13 protein-coding genes are annotated in these 13821 nt (G+C 37.6%); 2 read left to right on the top strand and 11 right to left on the bottom strand.

Annotated features, from left to right (window positions below; translation table 11 throughout):
- Window positions 1-34 precede the first annotated feature (34 nt).
- The 8 genes from pcaD to HL290_RS04015 all read right to left on the bottom strand — a co-directional run bounded on the left by pcaD (window position 35) and on the right by HL290_RS04015 (window position 8601).
- Window positions 35-820: a 3-oxoadipate enol-lactonase gene (gene pcaD / locus HL290_RS04050; RefSeq protein ID WP_198495664.1), complete on the bottom strand. Its 786-nt coding sequence runs from the start codon at window positions 818-820 to the stop codon at window positions 35-37.
- Window positions 817-2175: a 3-carboxy-cis,cis-muconate cycloisomerase gene (pcaB, locus tag HL290_RS04045; protein ID WP_198495663.1), complete on the bottom strand. Its 1359-nt coding sequence runs from the start codon at window positions 2173-2175 to the stop codon at window positions 817-819. The genes pcaD and pcaB overlap by 4 nt, the downstream gene beginning before the upstream one ends.
- 2 nt (window positions 2176-2177) lie before the next feature.
- A complete protein-coding gene (gene pcaF, locus HL290_RS04040; protein WP_198495662.1) occupies window positions 2178-3386 on the bottom strand; it encodes a 3-oxoadipyl-CoA thiolase in 1209 nt (402 codons plus the stop codon).
- Between the two features lie 11 nt (window positions 3387-3397).
- Entirely contained in the window at window positions 3398-4051 is a 654-nt protein-coding gene (locus HL290_RS04035) for a 3-oxoacid CoA-transferase subunit B (RefSeq protein WP_045431262.1), read from the bottom strand.
- A gap of 18 nt (window positions 4052-4069) precedes the next feature.
- On the bottom strand, window positions 4070-4741 hold the full coding sequence (locus tag HL290_RS04030; RefSeq protein WP_045431259.1) for a 3-oxoacid CoA-transferase subunit A: 672 nt from the start codon (window positions 4739-4741) through the stop codon (window positions 4070-4072).
- A gap of 329 nt (window positions 4742-5070) precedes the next feature.
- Window positions 5071-5787, bottom strand: coding sequence for a 2-C-methyl-D-erythritol 4-phosphate cytidylyltransferase (gene ispD, locus HL290_RS04025; RefSeq protein WP_198495661.1), 717 nt, complete (start codon window positions 5785-5787; stop codon window positions 5071-5073).
- Window positions 5753-6142 carry a cell division protein FtsB gene (gene ftsB, locus HL290_RS04020; protein WP_004643028.1) on the bottom strand — a complete coding sequence of 130 codons (390 nt, stop codon included), beginning with the start codon at window positions 6140-6142 and terminating at the stop codon, window positions 5753-5755. The genes ispD and ftsB overlap by 35 nt, the downstream gene beginning before the upstream one ends.
- Before the next feature lie 317 nt (window positions 6143-6459).
- Complete coding sequence (locus HL290_RS04015; protein WP_198495660.1) at window positions 6460-8601, bottom strand: TonB-dependent siderophore receptor; 2142 nt, start codon at window positions 8599-8601, stop codon at window positions 6460-6462.
- A gap of 482 nt (window positions 8602-9083) precedes the next feature.
- Between HL290_RS04015 and HL290_RS04010 the strand changes: the two genes are divergently transcribed.
- Window positions 9084-9764 carry a hypothetical protein gene (locus HL290_RS04010; RefSeq protein WP_198495659.1) on the top strand — a complete coding sequence of 227 codons (681 nt, stop codon included), beginning with the start codon at window positions 9084-9086 and terminating at the stop codon, window positions 9762-9764.
- Between the two features lie 215 nt (window positions 9765-9979).
- Here HL290_RS04010 and HL290_RS04005 read toward each other — a convergent pair whose 3' ends face one another.
- The gene (locus HL290_RS04005; RefSeq protein WP_198495658.1) at window positions 9980-10357 is read right to left on the bottom strand and encodes a hypothetical protein; all 378 of its coding nucleotides are present in this window, start codon (window positions 10355-10357) and stop codon (window positions 9980-9982) included.
- Between the two features lie 359 nt (window positions 10358-10716).
- Between HL290_RS04005 and HL290_RS04000 the strand changes: the two genes are divergently transcribed.
- Window positions 10717-11394 (top strand): DUF421 domain-containing protein, encoded by a 678-nt coding sequence (locus HL290_RS04000; RefSeq protein WP_198495657.1) that lies wholly within the window; start codon window positions 10717-10719, stop codon window positions 11392-11394.
- Between the two features lie 213 nt (window positions 11395-11607).
- Here the strand turns inward: HL290_RS04000 and eno are convergent, their stop codons facing one another.
- Both eno and kdsA read right to left on the bottom strand, forming a co-directional pair.
- Window positions 11608-12897, bottom strand: coding sequence for a phosphopyruvate hydratase (gene eno / locus HL290_RS03995; protein ID WP_004643039.1), 1290 nt, complete (start codon window positions 12895-12897; stop codon window positions 11608-11610).
- Between the two features lie 61 nt (window positions 12898-12958).
- The gene (gene kdsA, locus HL290_RS03990; protein ID WP_003652054.1) at window positions 12959-13816 is read right to left on the bottom strand and encodes a 3-deoxy-8-phosphooctulonate synthase; all 858 of its coding nucleotides are present in this window, start codon (window positions 13814-13816) and stop codon (window positions 12959-12961) included.
- Between the last annotated feature and the right edge of the window lie 5 nt (window positions 13817-13821).

The raw sequence follows: 13821 nt of genomic DNA, 5'->3' as shown, positions 1-13821 counted from the left end.
CCTTAAGGCCAATTCCTTTTAAATCACTAAGCTATTAGATTTGCTGAATAAACCTAGTCAATTCCTGAGTAAATCTTTGTGGTTGTTCAATATTAGAAAGATGAGATGCTTCCAATTTAGCAATTTTGCTGTTCTTAATAGCATTCTGCATAAACTCAGCATCTGCTACTGTAGTTACCGGATCATATGTCCCTGCAACCAGCAATACCGGGATCTGGATTTGTGCAATTTCATCTCTTAAATCAGCATGTGCTAAAGCACGACATGCATTGGCATAACCTTGTGCTGGTGTGTTTGCGAGACTTTGAATCGTCGTTTGTGCAACCACATTATGTTGATAGTCGAATTTTTCGCTAAACCAACGTGTGTGCGTGGTCTTAACCAATTCAGCTAGTCCATTTTGTTCTACTGATTCAGCGCGGCTTAACCAAGCATCAGCCTGCCCAATTTTGGCTGCTGAATTTGCAACAGTAATGCTATGAAAGCGCTCTGGATAATGAATACCTAACCAAAGCCCTGTAATTCCACCCATTGAAATTCCACAAAAATGAGCTTTTTCAACATTTAAGGCATCTAAAATATCAGCAACATCTTCACCTAAATTTTGTAAAGATGATTCAGCGATCACATCACTTTCGCCATGACCACGTGTGTCGTATGTAATGACATTAAAATGACTTTTAAGCTCATCTACTTGTGGCTGCCACATTCCATGATCTGTTCCTAACGAGTTAGATAACACAAGTGCTGGAGCATCTTTTAATCCATCGGTATATACAGCGAGCTGTTTACCTTGTCGATTGGTTATAAGCTGTTTCACTTTATGTCTCCTCCTTGTGCTTCTTGCAGAACAGCATCAATTTGAGCCTGAATGTTGCCCAAATAGTTTTCTGCTTTAAATATTTCCAAAATTTCTGTTTGACTAAAATGTTCTTTTACTTCATCTAACTGACTAACAACCTCAGATAAATGCTGCTTTTGAACCACGGCTGTTTTACACGCAGCTTCAACCACATGATGAGCATTTAAACGCCCAATTTTTGGAGCAAGCGCCATCATCACAGCTTCTGCCATGATTAGTCCGCTGGTACATTCAAGGTTCTGTTGCATATGCTCAACATTAACTTCAAAACCTTGTAAAACTTCACCAGTACGACTTAAAGCTCCAGCACAAAGCTGAAAAATTTCAGGGATTGCTAACCATTCTGCATGCCATGCGCCTAAACTACGCTCATGTTCCTGCACCATACTTTGATAGATGCTAGACATAAGTGCTGGTACACGATTCGCTGCTGCAAGTACTGAAGCTGCTGCAACTGGATTACGCTTATGAGGCATAGTCGATGAACCACCACGACCTTTTGCAGTTGGCTCAAACAATTCAGCAATTTCTGTTTGCATCATGAGTGACCAATCTCGAGCCATCTTGCCTGTGTTACCAACAATCATGCCGAGCACACTTGCGATTTCTACAATACGGTCACGCTCACCATGCCATGTGCTTGTGGGTACAGTCAGATTCAACTGCTTAGCAAATGCATTTACCACAAGTGAACCTTGATCTTGCAATGAAGCTAATGAACCCACAGCACCACCTAACTGAGCAGTGAATACACGTGGTTTCATTGCTTGTATACGGTCCAAATCACGCTTAAATGCAGAAGCCCAACGAGCGAGTTTATGCCCTAAAGTGATTGGCAAAGCTTGCTGTAACCATGTACGTCCAATCATGACTTGATGACGATATTGCTTAGCTTGTTGTAATGCAGTGCTGTAGCAGTGTTGAAGTTGTGCTTCCACAATATTTAACGCATCGCGACATTGCAAAATACAAGCTGTGTCTAAAATATCCTGACTTGTTGCGCCCCAATGTACATAACGTGAAGCATCTTCATCTACATCTTTAACAATTGCCGTAAGCTGCTTTACAAATGGAATTGCGATATTTCCAGCTAAGCCAGTTGCTACAGCCAACGCTGGAAAATCAAACTTTTCTAGTGCCTGCTCAGCTACTTGGGCAATTGTATGAGCAGCATTTTGAGGAATCACGCCAACTTGTGCCTGTGCTTGAGCTAGCGCAACTTCAACCTGAATCATATATGTGATTAAAGCTGAATCACTAAAGATGTCAGTGACGTCTTTTTGATAAAACAAGCTGGCATATAACTGGCTCATGATTAAACTCTCTCAATAATGAGTGCAATACCTTGGCCTACACCAATACACATTGAACATAAGGCATAACGACCACCTGTTTGCTCAAGCTGGTTTAAGGCTGTAGTGACTAAGCGTGCACCTGAGGCACCTAACGGATGACCCAAAGCAATTGCACCACCGTTTGGATTGACCTTGTTGCTATCATCAGGTAAGCCTAAATCACGGGTCACTGCTAAAGCCTGTGCAGCAAAAGCTTCATTGAGCTCAATCACATCCATCTGATCTAAAGTCAGGTTAGCTTGTTTAAGAAGCTTTTTGATTGCTGGCGCCGGAGCAAAACCCATAATGCGTGGTTCTACACCCACCGCTGTTGAAGCAATGATCTTGGCACGTGGTTTTAAGTTGTAAGCTTGAACTGCCTCATCAGAAGCAATAAGCAATGCGGCTGCACCATCGTTAATGCCCGAAGCATTACCCGCAGTGACAGTGCCATCAGCCTTTACAACTGGTTTAAGCTTGCTTAAACCTTCAAGGGTTGAAGCACGTGGTTGTTCATCGGTATCAATCACAACAGCATCACCCTTACGCTGAGGGATTTCAACTGCCACGATTTCTTTAGAAAAAAAGCCTTTGGCTTGCGCGCTTGCGGTGCGTTGTTGGCTCGCCAAGGCAAACTGGTCCTGATCTGCACGATTGACGTTAAACTTTTCAGCCACGTTTTCGGCAGTCTGGGGCATGGTGTCTACACCATACAATTCTTTAAGTTTTGGGTTAATGAAACGCCAGCCCATGGTGGTGTCTTCAATCTTCTGGCTACGACCAAAAGCACTGTCAGACTTACCCATCACATAAGGTGCACGGCTCATGCTTTCCACGCCACCTGCAATCACCAAGTTTGCTTCACCTGCCTTAATGGCACGGGCAGCAATGGCAATCGCATCGAGTGATGAACCACACAAACGGTTAATAGTGGTTGCTGGAACCTGATACGGTAAACCTGCAAGCAGTGCTGACATACGGCCGACATTACGGTTGTCTTCACCGGCTTGGTTAGCACAGCCATAGATCACATCATCGACCTGTTCCCAATCTACATTCGGGTTACGCTGCATGAGTGCTTTAATCGGCACAGCGCCAAGGTCATCGGTACGAACAGGAGCAAGGCCACCGGCGTAACGACCGAATGGAGTACGGATGGCATCGATGATATAAGCGTTTTTTAATGTCATTTCCTACTTCCTTACCCTTGTGTCGCATCAATCAAAGTTGCACCAGTCAAAGCCTGTAACTCATCAAAGCTAAGACCTTCCACTTTCTCAATCACTTTCAAACCATCTTTGGTCACATCAATCACACAAAGATCGGTGTAAATACGGTCAACACAGTGCTTACCCGTTACTGGATAGCTCAACTCAGCTACAATCTTCGGTTCACCTTGCTTGGTTACATGATCTGTGGTGATAAATACTTTTTTGGCACCTACTGCTAAATCCATCGCACCACCCACCGCAGGAATCGCATTTGGCGCACCAGTGTGCCAGTTCGCCAAGTCACCATTCGCTGCAACCTGAAAGGCTCCAAGCACGGCAATATCAAGATGACCACCACGCATCATGGCAAATGAGTCGCCATGATGGAAAAAGCTGCCACCTTCAAGCATGGTCACAAATTCTTTACCCGCATTAATCAGTTCAGGGTCTTCTTCACCTGCCGCTGGTGGTGGGCCAAAAGCCAATAAACCATTTTCAGAATGAAGGAAAATATCTTTGTCATTAGGTAAATAGCTTGCGATCTTGGTTGGCAAACCAATACCTAGGTTCACATATGCACCATCTGGAATGTCTTGTGCCACACGTTTTGCAATCTGGTCACGGCTGAGTTTCTGGTAGCTCATGTTATTTCTCCTTATTGCTTATTGTGCGGGCTGTACTTGTACAACGTGTTGTACAAAAATACCTGGGGTAATAATGTGCTCCGGATCTAATCCACCTAACTCAACCACCTCAGAAACCTGAACAATGGTGACATCAGCCGCCATAGCCATGATCGGACCAAAGTTACGTGCAGATTTACGGTAAACCAGATTGCCCCAGCGGTCGCCCTTGTAGGCTTTAATCAAGGCAAAGTCAGCTTTAATTGGATATTCAAGTACGTAGTCTTTACCATCGATCTGGCGGGTTTCTTTGCCTTCAGCTAAAAGTGTTCCAAAGCCTGTTGGAGTAAATACAGCCCCAAGTCCCATACCCGCTGCCTGAATACGGCACGCCAGATTACCTTGCGGTACCACTTCAAGCTCTACTTTTCCGGCACGGTATAGTTCATCAAACACATAAGAGTCTGACTGACGAGGGAAAGAACAGATGACTTTTTTAACTGAACCTGCTTTAAGCAGCTTAGCCAGACCATAATCGCCATTACCGGCGTTATTACTCACAATGGTTAGGCCTTTAACACCCAGTTCAATCAGTCCATCAATGAGTTCAGCGGGTTGTCCTGCGGTACCAAAACCACCAATCAGGATGGTTGCACCATCTTTAATCTGCGATAGAACCTCGCTAAGAGAGGACTTACTTTTGTCAATCATTAGACAACTCCATTGTGCTCATTGAAGAAGAGATAGGCACACTGAGGCGAGAAGAATAGATAAATATTTCACTCAATCCCGAGTGTTTCCCTTAGATTTCCCTTTTAAACATTCTTGATAATTTTTATAATTTGATCTAGTTATCCCACTATGGTTTTGTTCGCTATAAGTAAAATTTGTTCGATAATCGAACATTATCTAAGATAGTTGTATAATCCTGATAAATCGTAAAACTTATAAATGTAAAAGAATATGAGTTGTTATAAATAGATATGTAGAAAATTTGCTTAGACAATTTAATCATCCAAGCAATTTAAAAAATAATAGAATTAAGATTGAGATTGGAGAATCAAACGCGCAAGTTCTAAATCATCGGGATAGGTAATTTTTATATTATCAGAACGCCCCATCACGACTCGTACAGTTTCACCCATATATTCAAGTGCGCTTGCTTCATCTGTAATAATGACGTTATTTTCTAAAGCATGTTCAATTGCTTTTTTGAGTTTACCAATTTTAGTAATTTGAGGAGTTTGAGCTTGCCATAATGAGTCTCGGCTTACTGTTTTATCAATATGATCGCCTGTCTTAACTTGCTTTAAAGTATCACGAACAGGAATTGCTAAAATAGCACTATCATTTGATTCAATTGCCTTTGCCACAAGTGCATTTAAACAATCAATTGTTACACAAGGTCGAGCTGCATCATGCACAAGGACCCAATCATTTTCATCAGCAAAATTTAAAAGATGATTTAACGCATTTAATACTGAATGAACTCTCTCAGCTCCACCAGTGCAAAAATGCGCCTTATCTATATTTTGAAATGCAAGAGTCTGAGCAAAGGTATCTTGTGTACCAATAGCCAAAACATAACCATTTAACGGAAGTTGACCTATACGCAGAATAGTGTGTTCTAAAACAGTCCTATCCTGAATATATTGATACTGCTTCAATTCAGTTTTAGAAAATCGACTTCCTGATCCTGCAGCAGGTATAACTGCCCATAATTTAGTCTGGGATATCTGGGGATGCAGGTGTCTCATTCGTTTCCAAATCAACTTTAGCGTTCGGGTCAATATAGATAGGCTTGTAATGGGTACTGATTGTACTCATTTGAACAAATGTCTCGTGAGGTTTAACCAAACCAAGATCAAGGCGAGCATGTTCTTCTATTGCTTCTGTACCATTTTTCAGGTCAAAAACCTCTGCTGCCAAAATACGGTTTCGTTCTTTAAGCTCTTCATTTACCTCAGCTTGTTGCTGAATTTGTTGCATGAGAGCTTGATGAGGGATATAGCCACCCTCACCTAACCAAAATTGATATTGCAGTATAGCTACTAAAACAATAACAAGTAGCAATATCAGTTTGCTTGAAGTGGATCGAAATACTTCTAACATATCATTAAGATTTTTAATTAAAAACTTTCGTTAAGAGTTTGTATTGTATAGTAATTAACAAACAACATGCGCAATTCCTGCAAAAATTTAAGCAAAATTATTAATGGGCATATTACTTTAATTGACCATTGTGACATGTTTCATTTTGTCAAAAATGAATGGAATTTGAAAGGGAAATAATATTTATAAGTACAATTGCTTATAAATCAATCTATGCACCTAAACACCAGTCTAAGTATGATGAAATTATGCTGAGTAAATATAGAAAAGCCCTCATTAAAGGGCTCTTATAAATCGACTGCTTATGAGAGCCTAAATCAGAAATTATAACGAACACTCAACGTTGCATTTCGTGGTGTTCCCCAATTCATTGAGTTAGCACCAATACCTTCATAATATTTCTCATCAAAAATATTATCGATATTAAATTGAAGTTTGATATTTTTATCTACTTGATAGCCAAGCATCGCACTTGCTAAAACATACGCATCTTGTTCAATACGAGAGCTTCCACTACCTGTATAGTATTTACTCTTATAATTTAAACCAAGCCCTGCACTCCATTGTTCAAGTTTGTACTTAACAAATAGATTCGAGGTTGTTCGAGAGTTTGTCGTATTAACCTTTGTGCCTTTTGCATCTTTTGCTTCAAAATTAGCAATACCAAAGTTAATACCCCAATTATCGTTAATCTCACCATCAGCTTCAAACTCAAAACCTTTACTTTCCACCCCATCTACAGCGCGATAGGCCTGCTCTGTGGTTTTTATTCCATTGCGAATAATGAACGTGTCAGGTATCGATTCAGCAAAATTAGACTGTTTGATCCGGAATACTGACAAAGCTGTATTTAACCGTCCTCCAAACCATTCACTCTTTAAGCCAGCCTCATAACTCTTACCTGTAATCGGATCTATATATTGATCATTTATATCTTTACGTTCTTGAGGTTTAAAAATTTCTGTATAACTCGCATATATAGAATGATCTTGGGCAAAATCATAAATAGCGCCAACATATGGTGCTAATTCATTGTTAAATTCACGGTTACCTTTATCATTTTCAGATTTATATTCCCAGTTAGATAAACGTGCCCCAGCAATAACTTTTAAAGGATCAAAAATTTGAAATTTTCCAGCAACATAAGCAGCAGTTTGTGTAGTTTCATTGAGTGCATTTTTACCATTTAATACTACTGGTTGAAGCAACTCTTGAGCCATATCATTATAATTAAGTGGTTCACCTAAATATTTTTCAATGTCTTGGTTTGTGTTAGATCCACCAAAAATATCTTTTGTCTTTTCATTCTTATTCCACGATCCACCAATAATGATTTCTTGTGGACGATTAAAAAGCGTAAATGGAGCATTGATAAAAACATCAATATTGTTTTCTTCATTTGCAGCTTTTGCACCATATACAGAGACATAATCAGGTTTATTCTTCTGATTATCATTTGGATTTTCTAATGGACTTGTATTGGTTGCCTTGTCTACTTTTCCAGCTGTATACAACAACATAGAAGCTGTATCTTCTTTACGGAAGGTATAAGCAATATTTAAATTAACGTCATTAAATAAATTCTGCTTTAAGTTCGCAAATACTGCCGTTGTATTTACATCCCAATAAGTCCAAGGTGCACTTACTGTTAAGCTTCTAGAAAAATTGGTACGAGTCCCATCAGTATAAAAAGCCGGTGTCCCACCCCAGCGAATACCATCACGATGTAACTCTTGATAAGTAGCACCAAGTGACATACTTGTTTTGTCACTCAAGTCATAATCAACTGCACCATAAAATACATTCCGTTCTTTCTCATAAAAATCCATAAATGATTTTTCATCAGAATGCTTTACAAACATTCGGCCACGCAATGACCCATCTGCATTAAGCGGTGTGGAAACATCTGCTGAGCTACTCCAAGAATTCCATGAGCCTAAAGATGTGCTGACATTACCAGTGAGTTCTTTTGAGTTTGCATGCTTCCGAATCATGTTCAGCGCCATCGCTGGGTTTCCAGCACCTGTGGTTAGGCCATTGGCACCCTTTACTACTTCGATACGATCATAAATATCTAAATCTAAATCTCCAGTGCCTAAGTTTGTAGTACTAGGTATTCCATCAATTAAGTAATAATCCACCTCAAAACCACGTGCATAAACTCTTTGACGTTCATCAGTACGTGAGGTTGAAACACCCGTAATATTATTCATTAAATCTTGAAAGGAATCGATTTTTCGATCATCTAAATATTCACGGGTTAAAACTTTGACCGATTGAGGAGTTTCACGAAGAGATAAATTTAATTTTGTAGAAGTATTTGAACTTTTTGCTGTATAGCTGCCCGAGCCTTCAGTAACAGCCGGATTTTCTTGTTCTGCTTGTACTTTTATCGTTGCTAAAGTGGCTGTTTCGGTTGGTTGTTCTGCATAAACAAATGAAGGTACCGTTAAAGCCATAGAAAGTACTAAAGGGTGAACTTTAAATGCTTTTCTAAAGGGCGGATTTTACATAAGAAAATTCCATAATAACCAATGTGCTGAACCATATTTTTAGCCTTCCACTACCTTGTTCCTTGTTACACAGTAGTAAAAGTTCGGCACAAAAATTAACACGAATGATAATTGTTATCAACTTTAAGTTAATAATTATTCTTATTTGTTTAATATGATTTACTAATCAATATTGCATAAATCACAGAATCGCTATCCACACATCAAAATTTGGATGTCTAACGGATTGAATACTCATCTTGTTGAGTCATGGTGCTGCAGCCATGGGCTTTATATTATTGATTAAAAAATATATAAACCAATTTTCAAATTCAAATTGACTATGGAACTGCTCAAGAACATGAGAAATAAAAAACTACACAGTATTTTCTTTTATATTTTATTATTCTTCATAAATCTCATAAAAGAGAATAAAGGTATAAACTATAGTGCATAAAATTTTAGCATTTTCTTTAGCAAGCTTAGGTTTAAGCGCTTGTAATAACCCTACTGATGATAGCCCTTCAAAAATACTTAATATGGAGAGTAATCAGACACAATATACATCAGCTACCCCCTATATATTTGAATATAATGATATTGTATACACACTAAAAGCTGGACAAGATCCAGATACTGCCCATTTAAAATTTAAAAACTTATTAAAAAAAATTCCCTCTAGTGATAATAATTTAGATATTTTAAAAACCAAACGCAAGGTACTTATTCACTTAGGTTGCCTTAAAGGAGCATATATAGTTACCGAAAAAATTCTAAATAAAACAGATAGTTCACAACTACAAGAGATGCAATGCATTTTCTTAAGAAAAATGAAAAAAGATGCTCATGAAATAAAAGAATGTTATGAAAAAACGGCCCATAGCTATTTAAACGAAATAAATTTAATTCCGAAGGCAGCTGTACGATATCAATATGTATTGTGGGGACATTATGCAGCAATGTTCCATGCCGGCCATATCGAATATAGAGATAAACTTCAAGAAATTATTGATTATCACAATATTGAAGATCACAAAAAAACATATCAACAAATGTATGAAAATATACTGAATGCCAGTGCTTTTCAAAAACGTTTAGATGCCATTCCGTATAGTCCGAATTGTCAGTAAAGTATATTAATGGATGTTATAAGCCACCATCCTCCTCAAAATTTTGGCTTGCTTTTAATAGAACCTAAAGTAATTGAGATTAAAAATAAAACAGTATAAGCAAAATCTTCTGTATCATCCGTAGCTAAATAAATTTTCCATAATTAATCCTAAACATAGAAAAAATTTTAATAAATTCTATATTTCTAAATATAAAACTTATGGAAACCAAATAATTAATCATCATAGATAAGATCATTTTCATCAACATTGATATAATCTGGCTGGGGATCCTTATCAAATTGTACAGCACATATTTTATCCTTACCTAAAATTTTTGCTTTTCCCACCCTATGCATACCATCCATTATTCTACCCTGTGAACATATTATTATTGGATAAGACAAATCTGCTTCTTGAATTAGTAGCATATGATTAATAATATCTTGAGTAGTAGAATGAGAATCTGGATACCAATATGGTTCATTTAATTCTTTTATTTCGGAAAGTAAAATTTCTTTTACTTTAAAATCTCTAGTTAATTCTACTAAATTATCTACATCCCAAATATAAGTATCATTTTCAATTTTTCTAAAATGATATTGTTTTCTCATGATATAAAATTCCTCATAAAATCCAAAAATATTAAAATATATCTATTAATATTAGATATTGGAAGAATAAAGTGCCGTAATTCCTAGCCAATATAGAAAAAGACGTTTAAAACTAAAATTCTAATAAATATACTTTCATCCTATTTGACAACGTCAACAATCATTCTGTCTTGCTATTTATCTACAATTAAAACCCACACTATATGTTTATTCTAATGCATAGTTTGAAAATTAAATTTATACAGAATCACAGAGAGTTCGAATTTTTAACCAATAACTACTTAAAAAGTATATTTTTTCTATTTTTAATTTGCTAAGAATTTTATAAAGACTTCATCCACCTATTAAAAGGAGAAAAAATGGATTTTTTTAATATTTTCATAGGTGACACCACATGGACCTTTATTTTGGAAATTTTGGTTCGATGCTTCCTCATGTTTATCATTATTATTGGTTTTTTAAGACTATCAGGTAAGCGTGGTGTTCGCCAACTTTCCCTTTTTGAACTTGCAATTATTTTATGTTTAGGCTCGGCTGCTGGTGATCCAATGTTTACCAAGGACTTACCTATTGCCCATGCTTTTATCGTATTTATCGTTATTCTTTTTCTCTATCGCCTAGTAACTTGGGCCATGGTGAAGCATAAGAAAATTGAAGATCTATTAGAAGGAAAAGCACTTTGCGTGGTCAAAGATGGACTTTTAGTCTACAAAGATTTCCAGAAACAATCATATTCACATGATGAGTTTTTCTCAGAGATGCGCCAACAAAATGTTGAACATTTAGGTCAAGTAAGAACAGCTTTACTGGAATCCGACGGCATCCTTAGCTTACTGTACTATGAAGATGAAGAAGTAAAATGGGGATTACCACTATTCCCCGATGCTTATTGCAAAGCTGACGTACTTAAAATCAATACTTTTTATTCATGCATGAAATGTGGTGAAACTAAAATTCTAAATAAAATTGATCAAGAGTGTTCTCGTTGCAAACACCATAGTTGGGCTAAGTCTTTAAAAACCCGTCGCCTAGGATAATAAAAGAATTGAGTATTATAAGTGTCAGATATTAAGTTTTTCCAGAAAAGATCTAATAGATAGAATTTTGTATTTTCGAGATGCAATAAAAGAAGTAATAGAAAATGAAAAATTAATTTATTTTTATAAATTAAAAAGGCGCTATTTCCTATTAAAAAAGAGAAATAGCACCTTAAAACGTTAAAAAACTAATTTTAACTTTTTATTTAAAGATTAGTTTAAACCTTTAAACTCAGCTTTACCGCGGTAAGCAGCTTTAGTCAATTCTTCAATACGAAGTAATTGGTTGTACTTAGAAACACGGTCAGAACGGCAAAGTGAACCAGTCTTAATTTGGCCAGCTGCTGTACCTACTGCTAAGTCAGCAATAGTTGAATCTTCAGTTTCGCCAGAACGGTGAGAAATTACAGTTGTATAACCATTTTCTTTAGCAAGGTAAATTGCATCTAGAGTTTCAGTCAACGTACCAATTTGGTTGTATTTGATTAAGATAGAGTTACCTACTTTCTCATTAATACCACGTTGTAAAATCTTAGGGTTTGTAACGAACAGGTCATCACCAACCAATTGGATTTTGTCACCAAGGATAGATGTCAAGTAAGACCAACCTTCCCAATCTGATTCATCTAAACCATCTTCAATTGAGATAATTGGATATTGGTTTACAAGGCCTGCTAAATAGTCAGAGAACTGATTGCTTGTGAATGCTTTATTGCCTTCACCTGCAAGGATGTATTGACCATTTTTATAGAATTCTGAAGATGCACAGTCAAGCGCCAACATAATGTCAGAACCAGCTTTGTAACCAGTTTGACCAATAGCTTCAAGAATAACAGTGATTGCTTCTTCGTTTGAACGCAAGTTTGGTGCAAAACCACCTTCATCACCTACAGCAGTGTTTAAACCTTTTTTGTTTAAAACTGATTTTAGTGAATGGAAGATTTCAGCACCTGCACGTAATGCTTCAGCAAATGAAGTGAAGCCTACTGGCTCAATCATAAACTCTTGAATATCAACGTTGTTGTCTGCATGCGAACCACCATTGATGATGTTCATCATTGGTACAGGCATAGTCAAAATCGTTTGACCACGTAAGTCAGCGATGTATTGGAAAAGAGGAATTTTCTTTTCATCAGCAGCAGCGCGTGCAGCAGCTAATGACACAGCCAAAGTTGCATTTGCACCCAACTTTTCTTTGTTTTCAGTACCATCAAGTTCGATCATCGTATTATCGATGTCTTTTTGTTCAAATACTGATTTACCCACTAAAGCATCACGGATAATCGTGTTTACGTTGTTAACCGCAGTTTTAACACCTTTACCTAAGTAACGTGATTTATCACCGTCACGTAGTTCTAAAGCTTCACGAGAACCAGTTGAAGCACCAGATGGTGCACATGCACGACCAACAACCCCAGATTCTAAAATTACGTCTGCTTCGATGGTTGGGTTACCACGAGAGTCCAAAATTTCACGTGCACGGATGTCAACGATTTGGCTCATGAACAATTCCTCTGTTGAATGAATATGAGCTGCGATTAAAGCAGCGTAAATGAGTAAAAACTCAATGGGTGTCTAACTTTTTGAATCCTTTAACCAAAGTATCCAATTCTTTTATTTGTGCCAAGAATGGCTCAAGCTGCGACATGCGTAATGCACAAGGTCCATCGCATTTTGCATGTTCTGGGTCTGGATGACCTTCCAAGAACAATCCAGCCAAGCCTGTTGCCATTCCAGCGCGTGCTAAAGTTGTAATTTGAGCACGACGACCACCTGCCGAGTCAGCACGACCACCAGGAGTTTGCAACGCATGTGTTACATCGAAGAAAACAGGAACATTCATTTCTTTCATGATGTCAAAGCCAAGCATGTCTACAACAAGGTTGTTATAGCCAAATGCTGAACCGCGCTCACAAAGAATTAGTTTATCGTTTCCTGCTTCTAAACATTTATTCAGGATATGACGCATTTCATGAGGTGCCAAAAACTGAGCTTTCTTAATGTTAATAATAGCTTGTGTTTTTGCCATCGCTTCAACAAGATCAGTTTGGCGACTTAAGAAAGCCGGTAACTGAATAATATCAGCTACTTCTGCAACTGCTTCAGCTTGGTGTGGCTCATGAACATCAGTAATGATAGGCACATTAAAATGTTTTTTAATATCGCCTAACCATTCAATACCTTTTTCAAGTCCAGGACCGCGGAACGAATGCAGACTAGAACGATTTGCTTTATCAAAACTCGCTTTAAATACATAAGGAATGTCTAAGCGTTTGCAAATATCAACATAAGTTTCTGCAATTTCGAAAGCTAAATCTTTTGATTCAAGTACGTTCATTCCGCCAAATAATACAAATGGCAAATGATTTGCCATTTGTATATCGCCTAAACGTACAACTTCTTGTGGTTTTAATTGTGACATTTAAA

Origin of the sequence: Acinetobacter sp. AC1-2, from assembly GCF_016124155.1 — a bacterium.
In the GTDB taxonomy this organism is placed as follows: domain Bacteria; phylum Pseudomonadota; class Gammaproteobacteria; order Pseudomonadales; family Moraxellaceae; genus Acinetobacter; species Acinetobacter calcoaceticus.
Note: the sequence above shows the minus strand (reverse complement) of the source record. Positions and strands in the feature narration are given on the sequence as shown.

What these genes read in the sequence shown, in the direction of transcription:
- pcaB (WP_198495663.1), bottom strand. Translation starts at nt 2,175, where the DNA reads ATGAGCCAGTTATATGCCAGCTTGTTTTATCAAAAAGACGTCACTGAC.
- pcaF (WP_198495662.1), bottom strand. Translation starts at nt 3,386, where the DNA reads ATGACATTAAAAAACGCTTATATCATCGATGCCATCCGTACTCCATTC.
- HL290_RS04035 (WP_045431262.1), bottom strand. Translation starts at nt 4,051, where the DNA reads ATGAGCTACCAGAAACTCAGCCGTGACCAGATTGCAAAACGTGTGGCA.
- HL290_RS04030 (WP_045431259.1), bottom strand. Translation starts at nt 4,741, where the DNA reads ATGATTGACAAAAGTAAGTCCTCTCTTAGCGAGGTTCTATCGCAGATT.
- ispD (WP_198495661.1), bottom strand. Translation starts at nt 5,787, where the DNA reads ATGAGACACCTGCATCCCCAGATATCCCAGACTAAATTATGGGCAGTT.
- ftsB (WP_004643028.1), bottom strand. Translation starts at nt 6,142, where the DNA reads ATGTTAGAAGTATTTCGATCCACTTCAAGCAAACTGATATTGCTACTT.
- HL290_RS04015 (WP_198495660.1), bottom strand. Translation starts at nt 8,601, where the DNA reads ATGGCTTTAACGGTACCTTCATTTGTTTATGCAGAACAACCAACCGAA.
- HL290_RS04005 (WP_198495658.1), bottom strand. Translation starts at nt 10,357, where the DNA reads ATGAGAAAACAATATCATTTTAGAAAAATTGAAAATGATACTTATATT.
- HL290_RS04000 (WP_198495657.1), top strand. Translation starts at nt 10,717, where the DNA reads ATGGATTTTTTTAATATTTTCATAGGTGACACCACATGGACCTTTATT.
- eno (WP_004643039.1), bottom strand. Translation starts at nt 12,897, where the DNA reads ATGAGCCAAATCGTTGACATCCGTGCACGTGAAATTTTGGACTCTCGT.
- kdsA (WP_003652054.1), bottom strand. Translation starts at nt 13,816, where the DNA reads ATGTCACAATTAAAACCACAAGAAGTTGTACGTTTAGGCGATATACAA.